This window comes from Glutamicibacter sp. AGC46 (genome assembly GCF_053543715.1).
On record NZ_JBLVOJ010000023.1, the window covers coordinates 14,089 to 26,256 of the forward strand.

General features: G+C 64.1%; 9 protein-coding genes. 4 read left to right on the forward strand and 5 right to left on the reverse strand.

All coding sequences use genetic code 11. The annotated features are described in order from the left end of the window. Positions 1-876, reverse strand: coding sequence for a siderophore-interacting protein (locus ACNPM8_RS11740; protein ID WP_105658956.1), 876 nt, complete (start codon positions 874-876; stop codon positions 1-3). 143 nt (positions 877-1,019) lie between these two features. Continuing rightward, positions 1,020-2,009 (reverse strand): ABC transporter substrate-binding protein, encoded by a 990-nt coding sequence (locus ACNPM8_RS11745; RefSeq protein ID WP_133833967.1) that lies wholly within the window; start codon positions 2,007-2,009, stop codon positions 1,020-1,022. Positions 2,010-2,142: 133 nt separating this feature from the next. Between ACNPM8_RS11745 and ACNPM8_RS11750 the strand changes: the two genes are divergently transcribed. Then, positions 2,143-3,891 carry an ABC transporter ATP-binding protein gene (locus tag ACNPM8_RS11750; protein WP_332488127.1) on the forward strand — a complete coding sequence of 583 codons (1,749 nt, stop codon included), beginning with the start codon at positions 2,143-2,145 and terminating at the stop codon, positions 3,889-3,891. Beyond that, positions 3,888-5,669 carry an ABC transporter ATP-binding protein gene (locus ACNPM8_RS11755; protein WP_448939890.1) on the forward strand — a complete coding sequence of 594 codons (1,782 nt, stop codon included), beginning with the start codon at positions 3,888-3,890 and terminating at the stop codon, positions 5,667-5,669. The genes ACNPM8_RS11750 and ACNPM8_RS11755 overlap by 4 nt, the downstream gene beginning before the upstream one ends. A 209-nt stretch (positions 5,670-5,878) precedes the next feature. On the opposite strand, the gene ACNPM8_RS11760 is transcribed toward ACNPM8_RS11755, so the two are convergent. The 3 genes from ACNPM8_RS11760 to ACNPM8_RS11770 form a co-directional block, all read right to left on the reverse strand. Then, positions 5,879-6,922, reverse strand: a complete 1,044-nt coding sequence (locus ACNPM8_RS11760) for a hemolysin family protein (protein ID WP_448939891.1) — start codon at positions 6,920-6,922, stop codon at positions 5,879-5,881. Further along, positions 6,919-8,265 (reverse strand): hemolysin family protein, encoded by a 1,347-nt coding sequence (locus ACNPM8_RS11765; RefSeq protein WP_332502756.1) that lies wholly within the window; start codon positions 8,263-8,265, stop codon positions 6,919-6,921. Before ACNPM8_RS11765 ends, ACNPM8_RS11760 begins: the two co-directional genes overlap by 4 nt. A 661-nt stretch (positions 8,266-8,926) precedes the next feature. Further along, positions 8,927-9,715, reverse strand: a complete 789-nt coding sequence (locus ACNPM8_RS11770; protein ID WP_105658950.1) for an SDR family NAD(P)-dependent oxidoreductase — start codon at positions 9,713-9,715, stop codon at positions 8,927-8,929. A gap of 287 nt (positions 9,716-10,002) precedes the next feature. On the opposite strand from ACNPM8_RS11770, the gene ACNPM8_RS11775 reads away from it, so the two are divergent. Together ACNPM8_RS11775 and ACNPM8_RS11780 are read left to right on the forward strand one after the other, a co-directional pair. Then, the gene (locus ACNPM8_RS11775; protein ID WP_105658949.1) at positions 10,003-10,581 is read left to right on the forward strand and encodes a hypothetical protein; all 579 of its coding nucleotides are present in this window, start codon (positions 10,003-10,005) and stop codon (positions 10,579-10,581) included. Then, a complete protein-coding gene (locus ACNPM8_RS11780) occupies positions 10,578-12,164 on the forward strand; it encodes a GMC family oxidoreductase (protein WP_105658948.1) in 1,587 nt (528 codons plus the stop codon). The genes ACNPM8_RS11775 and ACNPM8_RS11780 overlap by 4 nt, the downstream gene beginning before the upstream one ends. Positions 12,165-12,168: the final 4 nt, after the last annotated feature.

Consider the following 12,168-nt stretch of genomic DNA (forward strand, 5'->3'; position numbering starts at 1 on the left):
TCAGAGCCCCAGGCGTGCAAGTTCGGACTCGTATGCGATCAATGCCTCGTCGTGGTCTTCGAAGCTGTCCCAGAGGGCATCAAGGGCCTCCTTTATACCGGCATCCAAGGCATCCCACTGGGCACGCCACTTCTCGGCTTGCTCGACCCAGTAGCCAATCACCTTGTATTGGGTGCTTGGCCACCGCAGTTCCCGGTGCAGCATCTTGCGGATCTCACGCAGCGCAGCGGATTGCCCGGCCACCCAGACGTACGGGCGGGTTTCCGATCCGGCCGCCGCCTCAACCGCCTTGCGTGCCACCTTGGGCAACACGCTGGGGGCCACGCCGTTTCCGGCCACAATCCACTGCACGCCCAGGTTCGGCAAACCCGACAGGTCCAGGCGCGAGGCCTCATCCGGGATCTCCACCACCAGCTCGGTGCGCACCTGTTCACCGGTCAGTTCCACCAGCCGTACCGCGGCCGGCAGCCCGGTCAGGTCGCAGATCAGCACCTGCGAGGTTGCTTCCGGCGGGCAATCGTACAGCCCGGTCGGTGAGTTCAAGCCGATCCGGTCTCCTGGTTCGGCGGCCAGTGCCCACGCGGCGGCAATGCCTCCGTCATGGACCACGAAATCGATATCGATCCACCCCTCGCCGCAGTCGCGGATGGTGTAGGTGCGCATTGGCGCGTCCGGCTGCCCCGGAGGCGTGCGCCAGGTATCCCCATCGGCTACCGGAAGGCACAGCAGGCTGCGGTCCTCGGTATGCGGGAAAAACAGGCGAACATATTCGTCGCCGACCCCCGTGCTGGTGAAGCCCTGCACTGCGAAGCGCAGCCGCTTCAGCGTAGGCGAGAGCAGGCGGGTGGATTGCACGGTTGCTTCAAAAATTTCCATGAAAGGATCCTGAATCTGGGGGCGTCGGCTGCTTGAAGTGCGAACGCAGGAGGGGTGGTTGAGCTGCGCTCAGGCGCAGGCAATGGCCGTATCCGTCCGGCCGGGAAACTTGACGGGGCCGGACGGATGCGGCCATGGCTGGATTATCCGGCGAGGTCGCTGCGGACCTGCTGCAGGAACGCTGTGGCGCCCGACGGCGAACCGTAGGCCATTTCCATGTTGTAGGTGTAGATCCGCTCATTCTTCACAAAGGGCAGATCCTTCCAGTAGGGCGACTTGGCCATGGAGGCGATGGACTTGTCCAGCTCGGCCTTCGCATCCTCGCCAACGCCGGTGGACATCCACACCGCGTCCACGTCCTTGAGCCGGTCCAGTTCCTCCAAGCTCAGCGACAGGCCTTTTTCGCGGCTCAACTCGGTGGTCTCCAGGCCAATGGTGTCAAAGACTCCGCATTCGAGGTAGGCGTAGCAGTCGACGTTGACCTTGCCATCCCAGTACCCCAGGGTGGCGACGGTCAGGTCGCCGTTTCCGGCTTCGTCGATGGCGGCTTTGGCTTCGGCACCCGCCTGCTGGTAGTCCTGCAGCCACCGGTCGTACTGGGCCTGCCGGTCGAGGTCCTTGGCGGTCCGCTCGAAGTGCGACTGCCACGTTTCGCCGTCAAAGGCGTTGGTCGTGTAGGTCGGGGCAATGGCCGCGAGCTTCTCATGCACCTCGGCGTCATACCCTAGGCCGTTGAGGATGAAGTCCGGGGCGGCGCCGAGGACGCGCTCGTAGTTGAATTCCGGGTAGTTGGCGAACGGGGTGACCCCCTCCAAGGCTTCCTGGTCGAAGTAGTCCGGGAAGGTAGTGAAGCCGGAGTCGCCGCGAATCGGCTGTTCAGCGGCCAGCGGCACCTCCAGGATGGTCAGGATATCCACGTCGGTGGTGTAGAAACCCAGGGCTGCGGCGGGTTGCTGCTCCAGCGAAACTTCGTGGCCTTGCGGGTCCACGGTCTTCAGCGGGGTTCCTTCGGCCGCCGGGGACGATGGCGCCTGGGAGGCCTCGGAGGACTGGCCGCAGCCGGTCAGGGCCAAGGCCGTGGCGGCAAGCAGCGCGGCTGGGGCCAACAAAGTGCGAGTGATCTTGCGGGTCATGCGGGTGATCCTTAAACGGTCGGCCGCCGGGTGCGTGGACTGCGAGGTCCCACGGAGCGCACCACAAATCGGCACTGAGCATAGGCTAACCTATGTGAGTTACGAAAATAATTAATAGCATATTATAGGTAGCATGTCCTCATCTATGCTCACCGGGCGCACTCTGCTGCGCGGCATGCTGCGAGCCGAACGCGGCCGCATCATCGGCGCCATCGCCCTCCTTTCCTGCTGGACAGCGGGCGAAGCGCTTGTCCCCGCGCTGGTCGGTGCCACCATCGACCACGCCATCGCCGGGCAGAGCTTGCCGCTGCTGGTGGTGTGGCTCGCCGCCCTCGGCCTGTGCTTCCTCATGCTGTCCTCCGGCTACCGCTTGGGTGCACGGCTGGGCAACTCCGGAATGAACCGCCAGGTGCACCTGATGCGAACCCGGATCGCCGAGCATGTCATGGACCCCGGCTATCGGCCTGCCACCGCACGGATGCCCGGGGAAATTGCTGCCATCACCTCGGTGGACACCACCGTCACCGCGACGATCATCCGCCAGGCTTCCCTGGGCTTCAGCGCCTTGGCGGGCCTGCTGGTCTGCGCCGGATACCTGCTCTGGGCCAACCTCTGGGTTGGCCTGGCGGTGCTGGCCATCACGCCACTGGGCATGGCCGCCCTGCGCTGGCTGACCCCCAGATTGAGCCGGGCCAGCGACCGGTTGCAGTCCGATATCGCCGCATCCGGCGCGGCGGCCGCCGATCTCATGGCAGGAGTCCAGGTACTGCGTGGCATCGGCGGCCAGGACCAGGCATCCGAGCGCTACCGTGCCGCCAGCCGCAGCGCCGCCACCGCGGGGGTGGCCTCCGCTTCGGCCACCGGACGGATCGAGGGCGCCCAGGTATTGATCTCGGGGCTGGTGCTGCTGTCCGCCGCCAGCCTGGGCGCCTGGCAGGTTGCTGAAGGAGCCATGGGCATCGGCACCTTGCTGGGTGTGCTGGGCGTGGCCCAGTTCTTGTCCACGCCGCTGGGCACCCTGGTCTCAACGGTGGAAGCCGGCACCCGGTCCATCGCCGCGGCGGATCGCGTTGCCGCATTGCTGGCCGACGGCGGGCGGCAACCCGGAACCCGGCGTCCGGCAGCTGAGCCGGATGCAGCACTTGCCTTGGATGTGCCCGGGCTTGGCGAACGCCCGCTGGTTTTCGTGCCCGGCAGGTTCACCGTGCTGGTCTGCGCCAACGACAGCATGCGCCACCGGCTGGCCAAGCTGCTCAGCGAAGGCTCGGAAAATCCTGGCACCGCGGCAGTCCGCGAAGGTACAGCGGCGGCGGCTGCCGCGCGGCTACTGGTTGATGGAATCGACGCCGCGCAGATCGATCCCGCCTACCTGCCGCAGCTGCTGCGCATGGCCCCGCATCAGGCGCACCTCATCGAGGGCAGCGTGAAGGAAAACATTGTGGGCGACGCAGCGCTGCCCGACCCGCAGACCCTGCAGCTGCTGCTGCGCGCCAGCGGCGTCGACGAGCTGCTGGGCACGCTGCCCGATGGGCTCGAACACCAGGTCCAGGGCCGTGGACATAACCTTTCCGGCGGCCAGCGTCAACGCATCGCACTGGCCCGCGCATTATCCGGCGGACCGTTGGCGCGCGTGCTGCACGATCCAACCAGCGCAGTGGATTCGGTCACCGAGGCGAACATCGCCCAGGGCCTGGTCCAGCTGCGCGCGCATGCCGCCAGCAATGGAGCCGGGGCAGGCACCTTGCTGGTGCTGAGCACATCCCCCACCCTGCTGCATGCCGCAGATGAGGTGCTTTTCCTCGCGGCCGATGGAAGCATCACGCGTTCCACCCACCGCGCACTTGCAGAAAATACGACCTATGAAAAGGTGGTCGGCCGATGAGCGCTGTTCACGACCGGGCAGAACCCTCCGCTCCCGCCCTGCCGACCGCCAGCGCCGCTGCGGCCTGGCGGGCACTGCAGCGAACGCTTCGCCCGCACCGCCTGCTGATCACCTGGGCATCCGTGATCACCCTGGCTGCCTCCGCAACGGCCATGGTCCCGCCGTTTGCCATTGGCATCCTGGTGGATGCGCTGGGCACCGGCGCACCGGGCTCCGCCCTGGTGTGGTGCCTGGCCTCCATTGCCGCCTCCTTGCTCGGCGGCGCGCTGCTGACCTGGTACGCCCGGGTGCTGTACGCGCGCATTGCTGAGCCGACGGTGGCCACGCTGCGCGAGGACGCGGTAGAGCACGCGCTCCACCTGGAGTCGGGAATCCTGGAGCGCGCCGGTGATGGCGAGCTCGTCTCGCGTGTCTCGGATGACTCGCGCCTGATCTCCCAGGCAGTAGCCTGGCTGCTGCCCGCGTTGTTGTCCGCCGGCACGCTGCTGGTGCTGTCGGTTCCAGGGCTGTTCACCCTGCACTGGGTGCTGGGGCTCACCGGGCTGATCGCTGTCCCGATGTACCTGCTCTCGCTGCGCTGGTACCTGCCACGCAGCGCACCGCTCTACCGCGAAGAACGCGAGATTCTCGCTCGACGCACCAATACCTTCTTGAACGCATTCCATGGCCGGGCTATGCTGCATTCGCAAGGCTGGGCGCAAACGCAAATCGATGCCCTTGAACACGCAAGCGACGATTCACGCCACGTCGCGGACCGGGTTTTCCGCATGCTGACCCGCTACTTCGCACGCAACAACCGGGCCGAATTCATCACCATGGCCGCGCTGCTGACCTCGGGGTTCTTCCTGGTCCAGGCCAATGCAGCGACGGTTGGCGCTGTCACCACCGCGGCTCTGCTCTACCATCGGCTGTTCGACCCGATCTCCGAGGTGGTCACCTTGTTCGACATGCTCCAGGAAGCGGGGATCGCGTTGCGCCGGGTGACCGGAGTGTTGCTGGCCGCTCGGCGCACCCCGCTGGCCAGATCCGCGGTTCCCTCAGCTTCTTCCCCTGCCGAGGGACTGACTCTAAGTGGTGTCAGCCACCGTTTTGAGACCGGCCCGCAGGTCCTGGGCAATCTCGACCTGCATCTGCGCGATGGCCAGTGCGTCGCCTTGGTCGGTTCGACCGGCGCCGGGAAATCCACAGCAGCCAAGATCTTGTCCGGCGTCATCGAGCCGAGCTCAGGCACCGCCGCGTTGGATGGAACCGCGCTGGCCGCCCTGGACACCGCGACCCTGCGCCGCAACATCGCATTAATTTCGCAGGAGACCCATGTCTTTGCGGGAACTGTCCGGGAGAACTTGCTGCTGGGATCCACGGCGCCGTGCACCGATGCCCGGATTCAGCAGGCGTTGGAAACCTGTCACGCTGGCTGGATTAATGCACTGCCCGAAGGCCTTGATACCCTGCTCGGCTCCGATGGGCATCAATTGACGGCCCACGAACAACAGCACCTTGCGTTGGTCCGCATTGAGCTGCTCAACCCGCGCATCATTGTGATGGATGAGGCCACGGCCGAGTCCGGTTCCAGCAACTCGCGGACCCTGGACATGGCCGCCGCCGCGCTGGCTGCCGGGCGCACAGCGTTGGTGATTGCCCACCGGCTTTCCCAAGCGCGTTTGGCCCACCGGATCATTGTGATGGAGCACGGTCAGATTATCGAGGATGGCAGCCATGAGGAATTGCTGGCAGCCGGTGGGCGCTATGCCCAGCTCTGGGCCGCGTGGGAAGGATAGTTCACGTTCTCTTGGCAGCCATGTTCAGTCCGACGTCGAATAGCTGCTGGCTACGGGCTTCGCACCGCTCGGGGCGGCGCTGGTGCTCTCGCGCAGGATTCCCCCTATGCCAAGGCGCCGTGATGCCTTGGACGAGCAGAGCTGGAGGCCCGAGATGTCCCATCCTGCCTCCAGCCCCTGCCCGGTGCTTTATTGTCCGGCTTGCGCGGCTAGCTTGCGCTGCGGTGCTCGTCCCTGATCTGGCCGACCAGCTCTGCGAGCATGTCTTCCAAGGTCACCATGCCGGTGACCTTGCCCGTTTCGCCATCACGCACCAGGGCCAAATGGGCTCCGGAGAGCTGCATTTCCTGCAGCGCGGTGCGCACGCTTTGCTGCTGCCCGAAGGACGGCAGCTCGCGGATGCCGCTGGGCTGCAGCGGCCGCGTCCGGGCTTGCGCGTCGGCGCCCAGCACGTCCTTGACGTGGACATAGCCCACCGGGGTGCCGCCGGCGTCCACCAGCGGGAAGCGCGAGAAGCCATGCGCGGCCGCCGCCTCGATCTGCTCTATCGTGGCATCCACCGGCAAGGTCTGCACCTCCTCGAAGCTGATCGCCACGGACTCGATGCTCCGGGCATCGAAGTGCAAGGCGCCCAGCAGCAGCTGCTCGTCATGCGCATCGAGCAGGCCTCCCTCCCGGGATTCGGCCACCATGGAAGAGACCTCGTCGCGGGTAAAGGTGCTGGCCACTTCGTTCTTCGGAACGACGCCGAAGATCCGCAGCACCAGGTTGCCCATGGCATTCATCAGCCACAGCACCGGGCGCAGCACCTTGACCAGGATGACCATGCTCGGGCCCAGGATCAGCGCCATGCGCTCGGGTCCGGCCAACGCCATGTTCTTGGGCACCATCTCGGCAAGCACCACGTGCAGGTAGGTCACCGCGATCAGCGCAATCGCGTAGGACAGCGCGTCGATCATGCCTGCCGGAACGCCGATGGCTTCGAAGGGCCCGGCCACCGCGTACTTCACCAGCGGCTTGGTGACATAGCCCAGCGCCAGCGAGCAGACGGTGATGCCCAGCTGGGCACCGGCCATGACCAGCGAAACGTTCTCGATGGCCCACAGCGTCATCTTGGCGCTGCGGCTGCCGTCCATGGCCTTGGGCTCGATGATGCTCCGGCGTGCGGAGATCAGCGCGAATTCGGCGCCGACAAAGTAGAAGTTCGCTGCCAGCAGCGCGACCGTCACCAGAATTCCCATAAGGTCGCTCATCGCGCGTCCTCCCCTTCTGCCTGCTCGGACACCGTCACATCGACACTGGCGATCCGCTGCCCATCGGTGGCGTGGATGGTGAATTCAAGTTCCTTATGCGGTCCACCGGGCTCGCCCGGGACCACGAGGCGCACGACATCGCCCACCTCGCCGAACTTGCCCAGCTGCACGGTCAGCAGTCCTGCCAAGGTCTCGTAGTCCGAGTCCTCGGGGATCTGGCAGCCCAGCAGCTCATTGGCCTCATCCGGCCGCAGTGCCGCATCCAGCCGCCAGGAGTTCCCGGAGAGCACCTGGATGGTGGAATCCTCCGGGTCGTGCTCGTCGCGCACTTCGCCGACGATTTCCTCCACGAGGTCTTCCAGCGTGAGCATCCCGGCGACGTCGCCGGTCTCGTCGATCAGTACCGCCAGTTGCAGCCCGCCGTTGCGCATCTGGTCCATCAGCTCATCGAGCTCGATGGTATCCGGGACCAGGAAGGCATCTTCTGCACTGTCCCCGGCCGCGGACTGCTGCCGCTGCGCGTAGGGGATGGCGAGCAAGGCGCGGATGTGCACCATGCCCAGCACGCGGTGCCCGCCCTCGTCCACCAGCGGGAAGCGGGAATGCCCGGTCCGCGCGGCAAGCTCCAGCACTTCGTGCACCGTCTCCTGGGCGGTCACGGTGATCATCCGCGATCGGGCGGTCATCACATCATGGGCCCGGCGGTTGCCGAAGGCCACGGTCCGGCGCAGCATTTCGGCAGTTTCCGAGGGAAGCAGTCCCTCGCGGGCCGAGTGCCCCACCAAGGCCACCAGTTCCTCGGCCGAACGGGTCGAGGCCAGCTCTTCTTGCGGCTCGATGCCGAAGCGGCGGACAATCCAGTTGGCGTTGCCGTTGAAGAATGAAAGGAAGGGCTTGGTCACGACGCTGAAGCCGCGCTGGAACCCCACCACGGCCTTGGCGGTTTCGAAAGGCTTGGCAATGGCCAGGTTCTTGGGAACCAATTCGCCGAAGACCATGGTCAAGATGGTGGCCAGGATCAGCGCAATGGCAATGGAGACCGAGCGGGCCAGGGTTTCGTCGAGACCGAAGTCCTGCAGCGGCCCGACGACCAGGGCCGCGATGGCCGGCTCGGCGAGGAAGCCGATGCCGAGGTTGGTCAGCGTGATGCCCAGCTGGGCGCCCGAAAGCTGGGTGGACAATGTTTCCATGCCCTTGAGGACACCGGAGGCGCGGCGGTCGCCGTTCGCGGCGGCCTGCTTGACCTGATTCCGGTTTACCGTGATCAGCGCGAATTCAGCGGCAACGAATAATCCGCAACCGAGAATGAGGAGAAGCGCTATGAGTAGCGAGATCCATTCCAATTACATGTACCCCCTGACCTGCGGAGCCTGGCCGGCATGCCTTCCGGGCAGAGGGTTGGAACTATGAGATCTACTGTCGCCTGAAGCGTCCATCATTCCCTTCCGACCGGAGTATCTTCCTCCGGCCTGCTGTGTTCCATCAATTATCCGGCATGCTGCGCGCCAAATTGGTTGAACCGTACAATTGTTTGCCCAATCCCCTGCTCTTGCATAGAGATTTCACAAGATTACCGGCAGCCGAGCTGATCGGCTATGCCGGAGATTCAACAAACCTGTATCTTCGGTTCAGATCCATTGGCTTCTTTTAAGTCCGCGAAATACGCTGGTCCGGCGCATGGCGCCCAAGAAGGAGAAGCTCTATTTCCGGGCGCTACGGTCTTCGGCGGTTCCTGACGGGCGTGGCTCACTGGCGTATTGCTCTTAGCTTCTTCCAACGACCTGGACACGCAGTTCAACTAGGCCGAAGACCCGCAGAATTTCGTCATCGTCAGGCACGGATCCCAAGAATGCGGACGTCGAAGGGCTGACTACCGCTTGCTTGAAGATGCGCAAATGCCTGGGCGGTGGGCACTGAGCCGGCCGTTTGCCGGCTCACCCAACAGCGAAGAGGTTCGCCGCGGAGCTACAGGGCTCCATGGCGAACCTCGTCAATGCCCATGCGTCAGGAGAAGTTGATGCCGCCATCGATCAAGACAGTCTGGCCAGTCATGTGGTCCGAGTCCGGCCCTGCCAAATAACTCACCAGCTTGGCGACGTCCTCCGGCTCGGAAACACGGCCAGCCAGAATGTTGTCCACCTGCGCCTGCAGGGCACTGCCCCTCGGGGTTCCTTCACGCGCCGTGAGCCGCTCGTCAATCAAATCCCACATCGCGGTTCCCACCACGCCCGGCGCATAGGAATTGACGGTGATGTTGTGTTTGGCGAACTCCATGGCGGCCGCTTGGGTCAGTCCTCGCACCGCCCATTTGGTGGCCGAATACGAGGCGAGGATGGGAAACGGACGGAAAGCAACGATGGATGCCGCGCCAATGATTTTCCCGCCGCTGCCCTGCTCAATGAAGCGCTTGGCCGCCAGCTGGTAGGAATAGAAGACGCCTTTGATGTTCACGTCGAGCATGCGGTCCAACGCCTCGGGTTTCACGTCCAGGATCTCGTCAACCTGCGCAATGCCGGCGTTGGCCACGAACACCGTCAGGTCGCCCAAGGCTTCGGTACCCTCCTTGATCATCCGTTCCACGTCTTCGGGGTTCGACACGTCTCCGGCTACCCCGACCGCACGGCGCCCGCGCTGCTGGACGGCGGCGATGACCTCATCCACGTTCTCCTGGGCTCCCGGGACATCGGCAACGATGATGTCCTGCCCATCATCAGCCAGGCGCTCGGCGATGGCCCTTCCAATCCCTCGTCCTGCTCCGGTGATGAGTGCGACCCCTGCGGTGGATCCTGCCATGGTGATTCCTCCTGTTAGATGCTGCTCGGACTTTGAAGCGGCCCCTTGGCCCGTCGAGTCTGCCCAGCTTGGGGCCCGCGCTCGCTGCGGGGATAGCTTCGTTCTCGCAGAGCGATAATGCCCGCAACGTGGCGCCGAGCGCGTTGCCGGGCCATTCTCACCAGCCGATAACGACGCTGGCAGCACTGTGACGTGCACTACATAATCCAAGTAAGGCTTCACTGCCGGTTTCCCTGCAGAATCAGCGCAGGAACTGACCTAACCGTCTAATAATCGAGGTGACAACAATGGTGTTCCCAGCAAAATATTCATCTCTCAACGCCCTGGAGCTCTCGGATGAGGCTCGGCGGATCTTGACCCGGATCATTCGGGTTTCGTTTCCGCACCCGCAGTTCCCGGATGGGCCCTACGAGCGCATGACAGAGAAAATCATCGAAGCTTCAGCCGAATCCAGCTGGTTCCGCATGGCTTTGGCCCAGGGCTTGATGACCCTGGATACGCTCAGCGAAGAGCATTTCCTGGATCTTCCCGATGACCGTGCACTGGCGGTGCTCAAGCGCATCGCGGATCTGGAGTTCTTCGCCTTCATCCGCCGCACCGTAGTCCTCAATTTCTACGATGACCCCGAAGTGCATCAGGCCCTGGGCTACGAAGGCGAATCCTTCTCCAAGGGCGGCTACGTGAACCGCGGTTTCAATGATCTGAATTGGTTGCCCGAACCGCGCATCGAGGAAAGCGGAGAGCCCGTACAAGACCAGGGCCCGCTTCCCTACGCCGTGAAAGCCTACGCCCCAGAAACCAGCAGCAAACCCGTGGACAACGTCCTGGGTGATTCAGGAATCCTCGAGGAAGGGACAACCCGATGAGCACCGAAGAGCAATCGGCAGTGCACGACCATGACGACGACTCGGTAGTTGTCGTCATCGGCTCCGGCGCCGGCGGCGGAACTTTGGCCCATGAGCTGGTTTCCAAGGGAGTCAAGGTGGTCATGCTGGAGGCTGGCCCGTATCTGAAGAATGAGGACTACCACCAGGACGAATGGGCCGCCTTCAACCAGATGGCTTGGCTGGATCCGCGGACCACCTCGGGGTCATGGCGCGTGGCCCGCGACTTCCCCAATCTGCCGGCCTGGATCGTCAAGGCGGTCGGAGGCACCACCACCCACTGGTCCGGGGCCACCCCGCGATTCAAGGCACATGAGTTCAAGGCGCGCAGCACCTACGGCCGGGTCGACGGGGCCAACCTGCTGGACTGGCCCATCACCCTGGACGATTTGGCACCGTACTACGACCGTGCCGAGCAGAAGATGGGCAGCACCCACCGCCACGGGCGTCCCGCGCTGCCGGCCAACAACAACTACAAGGTTTTTGCCAATGGAGCCCAGCGCCTGGGCTACCGCCAGTATGCCACCGGGCCCTACGCAACCAATGCCGAACCCTACGACGGCCGCCCAGCATCCATCCAGGATGGGTTCAACTTCCAGGGCGACAAGAACAAATCCAAATGGTCCACAATGGTCTCGGAAATCCCGAAGTCGCTGCGCACCGGCCTGCTGGATTTGCGTCCCGAATCGCATGCTGTTCAAGTTACCCATACTGCTGCCGGCAAGGTGGACGGAGTCATCTACATAGATTCCGAAGGGAACCCGCAGCGCCAAAAAGCACGCATCGTGGCGGTGGCCGGCAACGCCATTGAAACCCCTCGCTTGCTGATGCTGTCAGCTTCGCCGCTGTTCCCCGATGGATTGGCGAACTCCTCGGGCCAGCTGGGCCGCAACTACATGCGCCACACCACCGGCAGCGTCTATGCCAAGTTCGACCAGCCGGTGAACATGCACCGGGGCGAGACGATGGCCGGGCTGATTGCCGACGAATCCCGCCATGATCCGGATCGCGGATTCTGCGGTGGCTATTACATGGAAACCATCGCGTTGGGGCCGGCGTTCCTCGCCAGCTTCGTGGAGCCCGGCGGCTGGGGACCGGAATTCACTACGCTGCTGGACGACTACTTGAACACTGCGGGCATGTGGATTACCGGTGAGGATATGCCGCAGGAAAGCAATCGAATCACGCTGAACAACACGGTGAGCGACCGCTTGGGCCTGCCGGTGCCGAATGTCCATTTTGACGACCACTCCAATGACCTCGCCATGCGAACGCACGGCTACCAGCAGGGTTCGCTGCTCTTCGAGGCAGTGGGCGCGCGGTCCACGCACCACACTCCCCCGTACCCGTCGACGCATAATCTCGGTACGGCGCGAATGAGCCAGCGTCCTGAAGACGGGGTGGTCAACGCTTTCGGCCAGGCCCATGATGTTGCGAATCTGTTCATCTCCGATGGCTCGCAATTCACCACTGGAGCCGCGGCCAATCCGACCTTGACCATCGTGGCGCTGGCCATCCGCCAGGCCGAGTACATCGTCGAGCAAATGGCCCAGGCCAAGTTGTAGGCTG

Excerpts from the sequence above, each read along its gene's own strand:
- ACNPM8_RS11740 (WP_105658956.1), bottom strand. The coding sequence starts at position 876 with ATGGAAATTTTTGAAGCAACCGTGCAATCCACCCGCCTGCTCTCGCCT.
- ACNPM8_RS11745 (WP_133833967.1), bottom strand. The coding sequence starts at position 2,009 with ATGACCCGCAAGATCACTCGCACTTTGTTGGCCCCAGCCGCGCTGCTT.
- ACNPM8_RS11750 (WP_332488127.1), top strand. The coding sequence starts at position 2,143 with ATGTCCTCATCTATGCTCACCGGGCGCACTCTGCTGCGCGGCATGCTG.
- ACNPM8_RS11755 (WP_448939890.1), top strand. The coding sequence starts at position 3,888 with ATGAGCGCTGTTCACGACCGGGCAGAACCCTCCGCTCCCGCCCTGCCG.
- ACNPM8_RS11760 (WP_448939891.1), bottom strand. The coding sequence starts at position 6,922 with ATGAGCGACCTTATGGGAATTCTGGTGACGGTCGCGCTGCTGGCAGCG.
- ACNPM8_RS11770 (WP_105658950.1), bottom strand. The coding sequence starts at position 9,715 with ATGGCAGGATCCACCGCAGGGGTCGCACTCATCACCGGAGCAGGACGA.
- ACNPM8_RS11775 (WP_105658949.1), top strand. The coding sequence starts at position 10,003 with ATGGTGTTCCCAGCAAAATATTCATCTCTCAACGCCCTGGAGCTCTCG.
- ACNPM8_RS11780 (WP_105658948.1), top strand. The coding sequence starts at position 10,578 with ATGAGCACCGAAGAGCAATCGGCAGTGCACGACCATGACGACGACTCG.